Genomic DNA, 14,965 nt, shown 5'->3' with positions numbered 1-14,965 from the left:
CTCGGGTCGGAAGACAGTCGCGTGGTCGCCTAACGCCGTCCCGCGAAGTTCGGAGGACGCTTCTCCAGAAACGCACTGACGCCTTCCGCGTAGTCGGCGGTCCGGCCGGCCTGGCCTTGCAGGTCGCGTTCGAGATCGAGTTGCTGGTCGAGGCTGTTGGTCTCGGAGGCGACGAAGGCCTGCTTGATCAGCGCCAGTCCATCGGTGGGCTGGCTCGCGAAATAGGTGCCGAGCCGATGGGCCTCCGCCATCAGCTCGGAGTCGTCCAAAGTCTTCCAGATCATTCCCCAGGCTTCGGCCTTTTCCGCTGGAATGGTCTCTGCGAGCAGCGCGAGCGCGCGAGCCCGGGCGCCGCCGACGAGGCGAGGCAGAGACCAGGTGCCGCCCGCGTCTGGGACGAGACCGAGCTTGGCAAAGGGTTGACTGAACTTGGCCGAGCGCGCGGCAATGACGATGTCGCACGCGAACGCGACGTTCGCGCCGGCGCCCGCGGCTATTCCGTTGACGGCACAGATGACCGGGAGCGGCATGTGGCGCAGCTTGCGCACCAGCGGATTGTAGTACTTCGCAATGGGGACCGAGAGATCCGGGGTCTCGCCCGGCGTGAAGACCCCGTCGGAAAGATCCTGGCCCGCGCAGAAGCCGCGTCCCGCTCCGGTCAGGATCAAGGCGCGGCAGGTCTTGTCGTACTCCGCCTCGGACAATGCGGCGATGAGCGTGGTGTGCATCGCCGAGGTGAAGGAATTGAGCCGGTCGGGCCGGTTGAGCGTGAGCACGCGATAGCCGTCCCTGACCTCGGTCAATATCAGGTCTTTCTCCACGTCCACCTCCCGCAAGCGGCTTCTGACGGCCGCGATCTGAGAATTGAAATCGTCCGATGAATTACTATTGACCAACCGGTCGGTCAATAGTAATTGTCCGGACAACAATATCAGCGGAACCGAAGGGTTCCCGACACGGGAGGGATCGACGAAAATGCCGGATCTGAATCAGTTCAATCGACGCGCGGCCCGCTGCCTGCTGGGCTTCTCCATTTTGGGACTCGCTATTTGCGGCCCGGCCTACGCCGCGGAGACGATCAAGATCGGATCGGTGCTTTCGGTCACGGGGCCCGCGTCGTTCCTGGGGGATCCCGAGGAAAAGACCCTGAAATTGTACGTCGACAAGATCAACGCCGTGGGCGGCGTCGCTGGCAAGAAGATCGAGCTCGTCGTGTATGACGACGGCGGCGACGCCAACAAGGCACGCACCTTCGCCACGCGTCTGGTCGAAGACGACAAGGTCTCCGCGATGGTGGGGGGCTCGACCACCGGCACGACGATGGCGATGATCCCCGTATTCGAGGAAGCCAAGGTGCCGTTCATTTCACTCGCGGGTGCCATCGAGGTCGTCGATCCCGTGCGCCAGTATGTCTTCAAGACGCCGCATACGGACAAGATGGCGTGCGAGAAGATCTTTGAGAACCTCAAGCTCCGCACCTTCACCAAGATCGCGATGATCTCCGGTACCGATGGCTTCGGGACCTCGATGAGGGCGCAGTGTCTCAAGGTCGCCGGAAATTATGGCATCCAGGTCGTCGCCGATGAGACCTACGGCCCGCGCGATACCGACATGACGGCACAGTTGACCAAGATCAAGAACACTGCCGGGATTCAAGCGGTGGTCAATCCCGGCTTCGGACAGGGCCCGGCGATCGTCACCCGCAACTATGCGCAGCTAGGAATGTCGGCAACGCCGCTCTACGAGAGCCATGGCGTTGCCTCGAAGAGCTTCATCGAACTCGCAGGATCTGCTGCCGACGGCGTCCGGCTTCCGGCCGCCGCGCTTCTGGTCGGCGACAAGTTGCCTGATACCGATCCGCAAAAGAAGATCGTGGTGGACTACAAGCAGACCTACGAGGCATCGGCCAAGCAGCCGGTCTCGACGTTCGGCGGTCATGCCTATGACGGGCTCTTCATCCTGGTCGACGCCATGAAGCGCGCGAATTCGGCCGATTCCGGCAAGGTGCGCGACGAGATCGAAAAAACCAAGGGCTTCGTGGGCACGGGAGGAATCGTGACGATGTCTCCGACCGACCATCTCGGTCTCGATCTTTCGGCGTTCCGGATGCTGGAGATCAAGGGCGGGGATTGGACGCTGATCCAGCCCGGAAGCTGAACCGAGGCGACTCCAACAGTATCTGAAGTGCCTCCGATGGCGCCGTGAATTCTCGCGGCGCCACACCGGCAGAGAGAGGCCGTTACGCGAGCATGTCTGAATTCCTCCAGCTCTTCTTTTCGGGACTTACGGTCGGCGCCGTCTATGCGCTGGTCGCGCTCGGCTTCACGCTGATCTACAACGCCTCCGACGTCGTGAACTTCGCGCAGGGCGAATTCGTGATGCTCGGCGGGATGGTGACGGTGTTCGCCTCGGCCGCCGGCATTCCGTTGCCGGTGGCTGCGTTGATTGCAGTATCCGTCGCCGTCGCGGTCGGGCTGTTGCTCTATTGGCTCGCGATCGCCCCGGCGCGAGGCGCGTCGGCGGTCTCGATCATCATCATCACGATCGGTGCTTCGATCCTCCTGAAGGGGGCCGCGCAGATTGCGTTCGACAAGCAATTCCACAGGCTGCCGGCGTTCTCCGGCGATGCTCCAATCGATGTGCTCGGCGCCTCGATTCAGTCGCAGAGCTTTTGGGTGCTGGGCGGGACGGCGACGGCCGTCCTGATCCTGTACGTCTTCCTCGAGAAAACTCTGGTCGGGAAGGCGGTGCTGGCGACCTCCGCCAGCCACCTCGCTGCGCGCCTGGTGGGCATCAACACGGCCACGATCATGGCCCTGGCTTTCGGCGGATCGGCTGCGATCGGCGCGATCGCGGGCATCCTCGTCACGCCGATCACGCTGACGAGCTACGACGTCGGGACCATGATGGCGCTGAAAGGGTTTGCCGCGGCCATGCTGGGCGGAATGGGAAATCCGCTCGGTGCCGTCGTCGGCGGCCTGCTCCTTGGTCTGCTGGAGACCCTGGGTGCCGGCTATGTCAGTTCGACCTACAAGGACGGATTCGCATTCGTGATGATCCTTGTGATCCTTTTCGCCATGCCGCAGGGACTGCTCGGCCGGCGCACCGTGGATCGGGTCTAGGCGATGACCGCGTTGCTCAACAATCGCTACGCTATCGTGGCGGCGCTCGCTGTCGTCATCGCCATCCTCCCATTCACTTTTCCGTCGAGCTACTACCTCCGGGTCGCTTCGCTGGTCTGGGTGTCCGCGTTCGCGTCCATCGGATTGAACGTTCTGATGGGCAAGGCCGGCCAGGTCAGTCTCGGTCACGCCGCCTTCTTCGGCATCGGCGCCTATTCGACGGCGATCGGGCCTGCCCATCTCGGCCTGCCGTCGTGGGCGTCGCTCGTGATCGGCGCTTGTGTCTCGGGGCTGCTGGCCTATCTCGTCGGGAGGCCGATCCTTCGCCTGAAGGGACATTATCTCGCGATCGCGACGCTGGGTTTCGGCGTGCTGGTCGCGCTCGTCATCACGACGGAAAGCCGCTGGACCGGCGGGCCGGACGGCATGCCGGTTGCGAAGCTGACCGTGTTCGGGTGGCGCATCGGAACTGCATACGCCTGGTACTGGCTGTCCGGCGCGTTCCTGCTGCTGGGCGCGTGGATCGCGCTCAATCTCGACGACACGCCGACGGGGCGGGCCCTTCTGGCGCTGCACGACAGCGAGGTCGCGGCGCGTGTCGTCGGCATCGACGTCGCCGGACTCAAGCTGCGGGCCTTCGTCATCGCCGCCGTCTACGCCTCGATCGCCGGCTCGCTGCTCGCCATGATGAACGGCTTCGTCAATCCCGATCTGGCCGGCTTCCAGCATTCGGTCGAGCTGGTGACGATGGTGGTGCTCGGGGGCTTGGGCTCCATCGTCGGCAGCATCGTCGGCGCGGCGGTCCTCGTCGTGTTGCCGCAGGCGCTGACTGTGTTTCAGGAATACGAGAATCTGATGCTGGGATTCATCATCATCGTTGCGATGGTCTTCATGCGTGACGGCATCGTTCCGATGGCGTCGAAGCTCATCGCGAGCGCGCGGTGATGCTGGCGGTCAAGAACATCGGGATATCGTTCGGGGCGCTGAAGGCCATCGACGACGTCAGCTTCTCCGCCAGCGCGGGCCAGATCCTGACGGTGATCGGCCCGAACGGGGCGGGCAAGACGACGCTGTTCAACGTGATATCCGGCGTCTATGTCGCCAGTCACGGCAGCGTCGAGCTGGGCGGAGAGGACGTTACGAGCCTCGGTCCGGACGCGCTCGCGGCGCGCGGCCTGTCGCGCACCTTCCAGAACCTCCAGATCTTCCAGCGCATGACCGTGGTGCAGAACGTCATGGTCGGCCGCCACCTCAAGGAGCGCCGCAATCTCTTTGCCGACCTGTTGCGGCTGCCTTCCGTCGGGCGACAGAATCGAGAGACGCGGGAGGCCGCGCTGCAATTGCTGGACGAGGTCGGTCTTCGCGACAAGGCGGATGTGCTCGCCGGCGACCTTTCATACGGCGGATGCAAGCGGCTCGAGATCGCGCGCGCGCTGGCCACAGGTCCCCGCGTGTTGCTGCTCGACGAGCCGGCTGCCGGGTGCAACGCGGTCGAGACCGAGGACATCGACCGGCTGATCTGCCGCGTCGCCGACAAGGGCATCGCGGTCGTCCTGGTCGAGCACGACATGAAGCTCGTCATGAAAATCTCGCATCGCATTCTCGTGCTGGACCGCGGCAGGTTCCTCGCCGAAGGAACGCCGGCCGAAGTGCGCGCGAACCCGGTGGTCCATCAAGCCTATCTTGGCAACCGCGGCGCGAAGGAGGTGCAGGGTGCTTGAGATCGAAAATCTGCACAGCGCCTACGGACGCATCGAAGTGCTCAAGGGCGTCAACCTCGAGGTTCAGGCTGGCGAAGTCGTGGCCCTGATCGGATCCAACGGCGCCGGCAAGACGACGTTGATGCGAGCGCTGTCCGGGGTGCAACCGATCACGGGCGGCTCCATCAAATTTCTCGGCGAACGGATCGAGCGGCTGCCCGCGCACGCCCGCGTCAGGCGCGGCATGGTGCAATCGCCGGAAGGCCGGCACGTGTTCGGCCCGTTGAGCGTCGAGGACAATCTCAGTCTGGGCGGCTACGTCCGCCGCGACAAGGAGATCGAGACCGATCGTCAGCGAGTCTACGCGATGTTTCCGGTCCTGCACGAGAAGCGGCATCTGCTCGCGGGCGGACTGTCCGGCGGACAGCAGCAGATGCTCGCGATCGGGCGCGCGCTGATGGGCAAGCCAAAACTTCTCCTGCTGGACGAGCCTTCGCTCGGGCTTTCGCCACTGCTGGTCGATCAGATCCTTGCCGCGATCGCAGCGCTACGCGCCGATGGCGTCACGGTGCTGCTGGTCGAGCAGAACGCGGCGGCGGCCTTGGAGATATCCGATCGTGGTTATGTGATCGAGACCGGCCGCATCGCCTTTTCCGACAAGGCGTCGGCGCTGCTGTCCGATCCGAAAGTCAAGAACGCGTATTTGGGATTTGAGTAAGACATCATTCGCCGGCTTTGCGCACGTCGGGATGTCGTGGAATCGTCCGGGGCCTTTCGCGGCGTCGGACGGTGGCGGGAGCCTCGCTTCCGCCGTACGTGGGGCGTTTCCTCCCCTCAACTGGGTCGCGATGTCGTGACCGTACCCGCTGCCTTTGGGCAGCGGGCTTTTTTTGATCGATGCAGCTTCAACGCCGCTTCGGTCCGATTGGACCTAGCGATCCCACCCCACGCGCCTGTCGTCGTTGTCAGGTCTGGCGCAAGTGAAGCTCGATGCACTGTTACCGTTGCCTCCCGTGTATTTCGGCCATTGCGGGAACGGGCAGAGCGGGCGCGTAAAGGTCACTGCGCCAGCGGCATTGAGTTTCGAGGCGATCAACTGCTTCGGCCGGTCGGCATTTTCCACCCAATTGGCGATCGGCGTCAGCAGATCGATGGTGTCGGCACCGGGGCCTCCACCGCAATGGGTGACGCCGGGCAGGGTGTACAGGCGGACATTCTCCCTGCCGCGATCGTCAACGGCCTCCCGAAGGCGCTCGACGAACCGCACCGAACCGGCGGCCGGTACCAGCGGGTCCTCGCCGCCGGTCCAGACGATCAGCTTGCCGCCTTCGCCGACATATTTGGCAATGCCGCGCAGCGAACCCGTCATGTCGTCGATCATGTCGAACCGGTTCGTGATGTATGAGAAGTCCCTCTGGAGATCGAAGCTCGAAATGGGAAATGCCGGGTTGTTGTAAGCCATGGCCAGGAAGCCCTGACCGAGCCCTTGCCCGCCACCGGCCACCGCACTCAGCCCGCTCACGAGGTTACCGAGGCCGTAGGGTGCTCCGACCACCTCATGATTGAGCAGCAGATCGCTCTGGAGTGTCTTGACCGCCGTCACCTCGGCTGCCGTCAGGCATGACGGCGTGTCGGCGCCCTTGGCGCACGCCAGCGCTGCCGGGTCGAAATGGCATTTGCCGGGGTTGGAGATGATGCCGTCGGCAATTCCGTCGAGCGCATCGCACTTTGCGATTTGCGCGTTGTAGAGCGCTGTCAGCTTCGCCGGGAAAGTTGCCGGATTGACGGTGCTCGTGACGTTGACGACGCGGGCCCACACGGCTGTCAGGCCGGCCATGTCGCCGCCGCCGCCGCGCTCATAGGCATGGCCCCAAACGCCGTCACCGCCGATCACGCCATCATAGTCCTTGCCGAATCGCTCGGCGGCGACGGATGCATTCTTGCCGCCGTTCGAGCAGCCATCGAAATACCGATAATGTGCGGGCTTGCCGTAATAGGCATGGATCAGCGCACGGGCGACCGTGTCGGTGTCGCCGATCGCGGTGTAGGCGTATCCGAGGACGAGTTGTTGGTCGCCGGCGAAGGTGGGGCCGGGATACTGCGCCGCCCGGTGCCCGCCATTGGAAGCGCCGATGGTGTAACCCTGGGCGAGCAGGTTCACGTTGTAGGCCGCGGGTGCATTTGTCGCGATCGTACCGTCGAAACCGCCGCCGCCGAGATGGAGATACCGCCCCTTCCAATTCGCCGGCATCCGCACCTGGATGTCGGTCTGAGGCGCAACGGTGGCGAGCACGTTGCAATAGGCCGGCGTCGCGCCATTGGCGGGAACCATGGAAGCGCTGGTGATCGTCGTGTTTGGGATCGATAGCGACGCGAGAGCGGCGCATGGGGTTGTGGTAGGCGCCTGGCCAGCGGCTGAGGCGCTGGCAGCCAGCAATGATCCCGCGAATGCAACTCCAGCCGATGCCAAACGAGATGAGTTCGAGCGCGAGCCGCGTCTGCTCATTGGTACCCTCCCTGTTGAAATTTGGCTCCCCGATAGGGAGACCTATTGTGTGGCTAAGATTGACCGTCCGGTCGGTCAATGCAAGAGCTTTTGCGGGGCGGAGCAAATTTCGCGGGAAATGCCAGGGCGGACCCATGAAGCGTCCGCGCAATTCGAGACGAGACCTCGCGGGGCCAGGTAGGCCTGGCGCAAACCGGACACCTATGAGCACGTGCGATCCGGGCAGGGGCAGCCGCTCTTCGTTCTCGACCAAAATTTCTATTGTCCCTGGTTTTTGACGCCTCTAGCATTCTTCGCAACCGTGTCGAGACAAACTGCACCGGGAGGAAGACGATGCGCTGCATTCGTGCACTTCTGCTGGTTGCGTGCGTTCTCCTGCCGTTGCCGTTCCTGTTGGCGACTTCGGGCCATGCGCAGGGCATTCCGCAGAACATCCCCAGGAAGGAATTGCTGATCCTGGAAAACCCCGAAGGGACCGTCAAGAACGCCGGATGGTTCAATATCTGGGCCATCAATGCCGGATCGCAGTCGAACGGATTGCAGCAGGTCGCCCTCGATACGCTCTGGTACATTGATCCCGAGAGCGGCCTCGACGGCGTCTGGGACAATTCGCTGGCCGCCGACAAGCCGCAATACAATGCCGATTTCACCGAGATGACGGCGAAGCTCCGCAAGGGGATCTATTGGAGTGACGGAATCGAGTTCACCGCCGATGATGTCGTCTCAACGGTCACGACGCAGATCAAGAATCCTGTGATGCGTTTCAGCGCGGTGCTGGCCAGCAACGTGGCGACCGTCGATGCGCCGGATCCTTATACGGTGGTGTTCAAGCTCAAGAAGCCAAACTCACGCTTCCACGCCAACTTCACGGTGCGATGGGGAGCGGTGTGGATCCTGCCCAAGCATGTTTTCGAGAAGGAGGCAGACCCGACCAGGTTCGATTTCAACAAGCCGGTTTCGCTCGGCGCCTATGTGCTCAACAGCTACGATCCCGATGGCAAATGGTACATCTGGCAATTGCGCGACGACTGGCAGCGCACCACGCTCGGGCGGTACGGCAAGCCGGGGCCGAAATATCTCGCCTACATCGATCCCGGCCCACCGGACAAGCGGGTCATTGCGCAGCTCAACCACGAACTCGATGTGATCCATGACATCGCGCCCGAGGGCATGTTTGCTCTCGCCAAGCAAAGCAAGGTAACGCGGGCCTGGTTCAAGGGTTTTCCCTATGGCCATCCCGATCCGACGCTCCCGGCGGTGATCTTCAACACCCAGAACGAGCTGTTCAGGAATCCTGACGTGCGCTGGGCGTTGGCGCTCTTGATCGACATCAAGGCGGTGTCGATGGCGGCCTATCGCGGCGCCGCCACCATAACGGCCATCGGCGTGCCGCCGACTGGCGCCCATCCGGCAACCTATCATCAGCCGATGGAAGAATGGCTCAAGGGTTTTGAGATCGACACCGGCAAGCGCAAGATCAAGCCGTACGATCCAATGATAGGCAAGCAGATCGCCGAGATGCTGCGGCCTTCAATGGGCGAGCAGATCCCGTCCGATCCCGCGGAAATCGCCCGTGCCTTCGGCATGGGTTGGTGGAAGGTCGATCCGCAGGCCGCGCAGGAGCTTTTGGAGAAGGCCGGTTTCGCCAAGCGCGGCGGCGCCTGGACCACGCCGGACGGCAAACCCTTCATCGTCCGTGTCATGGTCGAAGGCGACCTGCGCCCGGTGATGACGCGCGCCGGCACCATGATCGTGCAGCTCTGGAAGCAGGCGGGCATCGACGCAAGGATCGATGTCGCCCAAGGAACGCTGCCGACGCGACGGGCGGCCGGCGATTTCGATACGTTCATCGGCTGGAGCGTCGAGACCTGGGGCGGCCACCCGGACTTGTCCTACTTTCTCGACAGCTGGCACTCGCAGTTCGTCGCCGAGCCCGGCAAATCCCAGCCGCTGCGCAACTGGCAGCGCTGGTCGAGCCCCGCGCTGGACAAGATCATCGAGAGCATCCGCACGGTGGGCTTCGACGATCCGAAATCGATCGAGCTCGGCAAGGACTACATCAAGCTCGCAGTGAAAGAGATGCCGACTATCCCGCTGATGGCTTACAATGTCTTCACCGCGATGGACCAGACTTACTGGACGGGATTTCCGACGTCGGAAAATCCTTACGCCAATCCGGTGCCGAACTGGGGCAATTCGCGCTATATGCTCGTCAAGCTCAAGCCGGCCGGCTAGGACGTGATGAGGAAGCGGCGATGGCATCTCTCGGACGGCCGGTCGTGTCTGTCCGAACGCTGCGGTCCGGCGTCCTGGGAGCGCCGATGATCGGATATCTCGCCTATGTGGGCCGGCGGCTTGCGCAGTTCGTGCTCGTGGTTTTCATCGGCATCAACCTCGCTTATGTCATAACCCATGCCTCGCCGATCGATCCCGTCGAGCAGTCGATCTCGGCGGTCACCTCCTATGGCAACACGGCTCCGGAGGCGATTGAGCAGATGCGCACCTCGCTGCGCGAGCTCTACGGACTGGGCGGCTCGCCCGTCGCGCAATATCTGGTGTTCTGGAAGAGGATCCTGGGCGTCGATTTCGGTCCCTCGATGTCGGCGTTCCCAACGCCCGTCTCCACCTTGATCGGCCGTGCGCTGCCCTGGACCGCCGGGCTGCTCGTGGTCTCGACCATCGTCGCCTGGGGACTCGGAAGCCTGCTTGGCGGACTTGCCGGCTATTACCGGAACAGCCGCGGGCTGAAGCTGATGGGCGTGATCGCCATGGGGCTGCACCCGATCCCTTACTACATCCTCGCGCTCGTGCTGCTGATCGTGTTCGGCTTCATCTGGCCGGTACTTCCGATCAGCGGCGGATCCGCGATGAACCTGCCGCAGACCTTGACGTTTGATTTCGTCATCAGCGTTTTGCAGCACGCCATCCTGCCCGCGCTCTCGCTGATCCTGATCGGCGTGGGCAGCTGGTTCCTTGGTATGCGCGCGCTGGTGTCCAATGTCGTGACCGAAGATTATGTCGTCTATGCCGAACTGGCGGGCGTCCGGCCCTGGCGTGTGTTGTCATCGTATGTGATGCGCAATGCGCTGCCGCCGCAGCTGACCGGGCTCGCCATCTCGCTCGGCGGCATCTTCAACGGTGCGGTGATCACCGAAAAGGTGTTTGGCTATCCCGGTGTCGGCTCGCTGCTGGTCGACGCCGTCTATGCGGGGGACTATGGGCTCGTGCTCGGTGTGACCACTGTCTCTATCCTCGGCGTCTCGATCGGCGTGCTCGTGATCGATCTCCTGTATCCACTGCTCGATCCCAGGATAAAGGTCAGCTGATGGCTGCAATCCTGCGCGACCTGCTGCGCTACAACGCCGAATTCCGGATCGGTGCCGCCCTGATCTCCGTCGTGCTGCTGTTGTCGGTGCTGGCGAGCTTCTCGCCTTATCCGCCGCAGGATGTCTATGTGGTGCCGCCGGATGTGCCGCCGTCGCTGACCTACTGGTTCGGCACCACGTCGCGCGGCCAGGACGTGTTCTGGCAGTTGACCTTTGCTATCCGCAATACCCTGCTGTTTGGCTGCACCGTGGCATTGATCAGCCGTCTGCTGGCGCTCGTGGTCGGGCTGGTCAGCGGCTACAAGGGAGGCTGGATCGATCGGGTGCTGATGTCGGTGAATGACACCTTCATCGTCATCCCTCTGCTGCCGATCCTGGTGCTGTTCTATTTCGTGATGCGCGATCGCATGTCCTGGCTGCTGTTGGCGCTGATCATGGCCTGCCTCGGCTGGGCCTATGACGCGCGGCTGATCCGCGCGGTGGCCATGAGTCTGAAGGCGCGCGAATTCACGCAGAGCAGCCTGTTCTCCGGCATGAGCACGCGCGAGATCCTGGTTCAGGAGCACTTGCCCTATGTGATGCCGATCGTCTTCTCGACGACGATGAACAACATGGTATGGTCGATCGGGTTGGAGGTGACACTGGCAGTGCTCGGCTTCACCGACATCAACACGCCGACGATCGGCGGCATGATCTACTGGGCCAACCAGCACACCGCGATGGTAGCGGGAGTCTGGTGGTGGATCGCCTTTCCGACCATCGCTGTGATCATGACCTTCATCGGGCTGTTCCTGCTGGCGGTATCGATGAACGACTATATCGATCCGCGCAGCCGTCTCCGCAGCTTCGGAGAGGTATCTTGATGCTGGCGGAGGCGACGCAAGCAGAGCCGCCCGAAGAGGCGCAGCCGGTCCTGTGGGTCCGCGACCTGAAGGCTCATTTCCGGACCGATCGATTCGGCATCAAGCGCGTCGTCAAGGCGGTCGACGGCATCAGCTTCGCGGTTCGCCGCGGCGAGATCTATGGGCTAGCCGGTGAATCCAGCTCCGGCAAGACCACGCTGCTCAAGGCAATCGTCGGGGCAGTCAGGCCGCCGTTAGAGGTGGTCGGCGGCCAGGTGGATTTCGCATTCCTGGCCGGCTACGGCGGCTTGCACCGCGCGCCACCGGCTGAGGTGGCGCGGATTCGATGGCGGCATTTATCCTATATTATGCAGGGCTCGATGAATGTGCTGAACCCGGTGCGTCGGCTCCGATCAGCCTTCGTTGACTTCGCCTATCCGCATATTGGCGGCAGCCGCCGGCAATTCGAGCGGGAGGTGGTCGCCCATCTGGCGCGCCTCAAGCTCGACGCTTCGGTGCTGGCGGCCTACCCGCACGAGCTGTCTGGCGGCATGCGTCAACGCGCCACCATCGCGCTCGCCACCATCTGCCGTCCTGATGTTATCCTTGCCGACGAGCCCACGACCGCGCTCGACGTCGTGGTGCAGAAGGAGGTGCTTGGTATGATCAGCAGTATCAGGCGCGAGATCGGCTCGTCGGTGCTGTTGGTGACCCATGATCTGGGCGTGCACGCGCATGTGAGTGATCGCCTTGGCATCATGTATGCCGGCCGCCTGATCGAGGAGGCCGCGAAGGTGGAGATATTCCGCAACCCGCTGCATCCTTACACGCGGCATCTCATTACCAGCCTGCCTCGGATCGGCGATGACGTCTCCCGCGAGGGACTTGTCGGCGCACCGCCAAATCTCGCCGATCCGCCTCCGGGGTGCCGCTTCCACCCGCGATGCCCGCTCGCGATGGAGATCTGCAAGTGCGAGGTCCCCGCAATGCTGGAGACTGCGCCCGGGCACCGCGTCGCCTGCTTTGCCGTCAACCGGAGCGAGGAGGCATGAGCGAGCTGCTGCTCGATGTGTGCCAGGTCAGCAAGACCTTCACCCGGGGAGGACTCTTGTCAGGCCAGCGAATTGCGGCGGTCAAGGACGTGAGCTTCCAACTCGACGCAGGGCGGCCCGAGATCTTTGCCATCATTGGCGAATCCGGCAGCGGCAAGACCACGCTCTCGCGGATGATCCTGAATATCGAGGCGCCCACCAGCGGCAAACTGTTGTTCGATGGCGTCGACCTTGCGACCATCCGCACCGGTGCCCATCGCCGTGCCTTCATGCACAAGGTGCAGCCGGTCTTCCAGAATCCGTTCGAGTCTTTCAACCCGCTGAAGCGGATCGAGCGCTATTTGTTCATGACGCAGCGCCGTTTCATCGCGGCGGGCCGGCAGATCCCGCCCGAGATGGCCGTCGACGAGGCGCTGCACAAGGTTGGACTGTCGCTGAGGGAGGTGCGCGGTCGATACCCACACGAGCTTTCCGGCGGGCAGCTTCAGCGGGTAGCGATCGCCCGCGCGCTGCTGGCCAATCCGAAGCTGATCGTGGCTGACGAGCCGGTGTCGATGGTCGATGCGTCACTGCGCATATCCATCGTCAACCTGTTCAAGACGCTGCGTGACGATCTCGGCATCTCCATCATCTGTGTCACCCATGATCTGGCGACCGCCTATTACATCAGCGACCGCATCATGATCATGCGGCAGGGCAGCGTCGTCGAAAGCGGCGACGCGAGAACGGTGTTGATGGCACCACAGCATCCCTATTCGCGTCAGTTGCGCGAAGCTGCGTTATTGCCTGAAATTGCGGCGGCCCTTCCTGCCGACATAACCTATCTCACCAGCCCCAGGCCATCCGAGAGGCGAACATGAGAAAAGCAAATGTTCTGATGGATCGCGATTTTGCCATCGGGCACACGGACCCGCGTTTGTTCGGCGCCTTCGTCGAGCACCTTGGGCGCTGCGTCTATGGCGGCATCTACGAGCCCGGTCATCCAACTGCGGACAAAAGCGGCTTTCGCGGCGATGTGCTGGCGTTGGTCAGGGAGCTCGGCCCGACCATCATCAGGTATCCCGGCGGCAATTTCGTTTCTGGATATAATTGGGAGGACGGCGTCGGCCCGGTGGACAGGCGTCCGGCGCGTCTCGACCTCGCGTGGTTTAGCACCGAGCCCAATAAATTCGGCACCAATGAGTTCATCGACTGGTGCAAGGCCGCCGAGGTCGAGCCGATGATGGCGGTCAATCTCGGCACCAGGGGCGGGGATGCCGCCCGCAATCTGGTCGAATACTGCAACCATCCGGGCGGGTCGGCGTGGTCGGATCTGCGCCGCGCTCACGGATGGGAGAAGCCGCACAATGTCAGGTTCTGGTGTCTGGGCAACGAAATGGACGGTCCATGGCAGATGGAGCACAAGAGCGCCGACGCCTACGGCACGATCGCGCGCGAAGCGGCCAAGATGATGCGGTGGGTGGATCCGACCATAGAGCTTGCGGCGTGCGGCTCGTCTGGGCGAAACATGCCGACATTCGGCCAGTGGGAAGACGCCGTGATCGAGCACACGTTCGATCATGCCGAGTACATCTCGCTTCATACCTATCTCAACAATTACAAGCAGGACGCTGCATCCTTCCTCGCCAGCTCCGACCTGATGGACAACTTCATCGACGAGGTTGTCGCGCTGGCGGACGCGGTGGCGGCCAAGCGGCGCTCCAGCAAGCGCATGATGCTGAGCTTCGATGAATGGAATGTCTGGTATCGGACCCGCCGCAACCGAGCCGATCGGGTCAAGGAGGGCTGGCCGGTGGCGCCGTCGATCCTGGAAGAAATCTACACCATGGAGGACGCGCTCGCCTTCGGTGGCGCCTGCATTTCGCTGCTCAATCACGCCGATCGGGTGAGAACGGCCTGTCTTGCGCAGCTCGTCAACGCGATCGCACCGATCATGACCGAGACCGGTGGCAGCGCATGGCGCCAGACCATTTTCTTTCCGTTTGCGCATATGAGTCGCCTCGGACGTGGCAAGGTTCTGCGCACCCAGGTCGAGTCGGACACCTACGATTCGTCATATTTCGATCCGCGCGGCATCCAGGAATTCACCTTTCCGGTGTCGAACGTGGCCTATCTCAAGATCGCGGCGGTCGCGGGGGAAGCGGGCGGTCTTTCGCTCTTCATGCTCAATCGCGATCTGAAGCAGGAGATGGAGGTGAGCCTTGAGGCCCGGAGCTTTGGCCGACTCATCGTGAGTGAGGCGCTCGAATTGTGTCACGACGATCTCCAGGCGACCAACACCAGGGACGCGGCGGGGCGGGTGAAGCCGGAGCCGTTGCAGGGCGTCGCCATCGACGGCACGCGAATGCGAGCGACGCTGAAGCCGGCGTCATGGAATGTAGTCCACTTGTCGGCCCAGTAAAATTACAGGCAGGATT

Annotated in this window: 13 protein-coding genes; 11 read left to right on the top strand and 2 right to left on the bottom strand. The window is 62.9% G+C overall.

Translation table 11 applies throughout. The annotated features are described in order from the left end of the window. Positions 1–29: 29 nt before the first annotated feature. Positions 30–821, bottom strand: a complete 792-nt coding sequence (gene paaG / locus UP06_RS37395) for a 2-(1,2-epoxy-1,2-dihydrophenyl)acetyl-CoA isomerase PaaG (protein ID WP_045008862.1) — start codon at positions 819–821, stop codon at positions 30–32. A 154-nt stretch (positions 822–975) separates the two neighbouring features. Between paaG and UP06_RS37390 the strand changes: the two genes are divergently transcribed. The 5 genes from UP06_RS37390 to UP06_RS37370 all read left to right on the top strand — a co-directional run bounded on the left by UP06_RS37390 (position 976) and on the right by UP06_RS37370 (position 5,540). Continuing rightward, a complete protein-coding gene (locus tag UP06_RS37390) occupies positions 976–2,157 on the top strand; it encodes an ABC transporter substrate-binding protein (RefSeq protein ID WP_045008625.1) in 1,182 nt (393 codons plus the stop codon). Between the two features lie 92 nt (positions 2,158–2,249). After that, a complete protein-coding gene (locus tag UP06_RS37385) occupies positions 2,250–3,122 on the top strand; it encodes a branched-chain amino acid ABC transporter permease (protein ID WP_045008624.1) in 873 nt (290 codons plus the stop codon). Between the two features lie 3 nt (positions 3,123–3,125). After that, a complete protein-coding gene (locus UP06_RS37380) occupies positions 3,126–4,067 on the top strand; it encodes a branched-chain amino acid ABC transporter permease (protein ID WP_045008623.1) in 942 nt (313 codons plus the stop codon). Beyond that, positions 4,067–4,843 (top strand): ABC transporter ATP-binding protein, encoded by a 777-nt coding sequence (locus UP06_RS37375; RefSeq protein ID WP_045008622.1) that lies wholly within the window; start codon positions 4,067–4,069, stop codon positions 4,841–4,843. Before UP06_RS37380 ends, UP06_RS37375 begins: the two co-directional genes overlap by 1 nt. Continuing rightward, positions 4,836–5,540, top strand: coding sequence for an ABC transporter ATP-binding protein (locus tag UP06_RS37370; RefSeq protein WP_045008621.1), 705 nt, complete (start codon positions 4,836–4,838; stop codon positions 5,538–5,540). Before UP06_RS37375 ends, UP06_RS37370 begins: the two co-directional genes overlap by 8 nt. Positions 5,541–5,753: 213 nt before the next feature. On the opposite strand, the gene UP06_RS37365 is transcribed toward UP06_RS37370, so the two are convergent. Further along, positions 5,754–7,154, bottom strand: coding sequence for a tannase/feruloyl esterase family alpha/beta hydrolase (locus UP06_RS37365; protein ID WP_045008620.1), 1,401 nt, complete (start codon positions 7,152–7,154; stop codon positions 5,754–5,756). A gap of 507 nt (positions 7,155–7,661) precedes the next feature. Here UP06_RS37365 and UP06_RS37355 point away from each other — a divergent pair. From UP06_RS37355 to arfA, 6 genes are all read left to right on the top strand, one after another. Further along, on the top strand, positions 7,662–9,563 hold the full coding sequence (locus tag UP06_RS37355) for an ABC transporter substrate-binding protein (protein WP_050032607.1): 1,902 nt from the start codon (positions 7,662–7,664) through the stop codon (positions 9,561–9,563). 86 nt (positions 9,564–9,649) lie between these two features. Beyond that, a complete protein-coding gene (locus UP06_RS37350; RefSeq protein WP_045008618.1) occupies positions 9,650–10,654 on the top strand; it encodes an ABC transporter permease in 1,005 nt (334 codons plus the stop codon). Further along, complete coding sequence (locus tag UP06_RS37345) at positions 10,654–11,517, top strand: ABC transporter permease (protein ID WP_045008617.1); 864 nt, start codon at positions 10,654–10,656, stop codon at positions 11,515–11,517. The genes UP06_RS37350 and UP06_RS37345 overlap by 1 nt, the downstream gene beginning before the upstream one ends. Continuing rightward, the gene (locus UP06_RS37340) at positions 11,517–12,548 is read left to right on the top strand and encodes an ABC transporter ATP-binding protein (protein ID WP_045008616.1); all 1,032 of its coding nucleotides are present in this window, start codon (positions 11,517–11,519) and stop codon (positions 12,546–12,548) included. The genes UP06_RS37345 and UP06_RS37340 overlap by 1 nt, the downstream gene beginning before the upstream one ends. Further along, positions 12,545–13,408, top strand: a complete 864-nt coding sequence (locus tag UP06_RS37335) for an ABC transporter ATP-binding protein (RefSeq protein WP_045008615.1) — start codon at positions 12,545–12,547, stop codon at positions 13,406–13,408. The genes UP06_RS37340 and UP06_RS37335 overlap by 4 nt, the downstream gene beginning before the upstream one ends. Further along, positions 13,405–14,949: an arabinosylfuranosidase ArfA gene (gene arfA, locus UP06_RS37330; RefSeq protein ID WP_045008614.1), complete on the top strand. Its 1,545-nt coding sequence runs from the start codon at positions 13,405–13,407 to the stop codon at positions 14,947–14,949. Before UP06_RS37335 ends, arfA begins: the two co-directional genes overlap by 4 nt. Positions 14,950–14,965 lie beyond the last annotated feature (16 nt).

It is taken from the genome of Bradyrhizobium sp. LTSP857, assembly GCF_000938285.1.
Classification (GTDB): domain Bacteria; phylum Pseudomonadota; class Alphaproteobacteria; order Rhizobiales; family Xanthobacteraceae; genus Bradyrhizobium.
The sequence above is the reverse complement of the archived record's forward strand: the minus strand, read 5'-3'. Positions and strand labels throughout refer to the sequence as shown.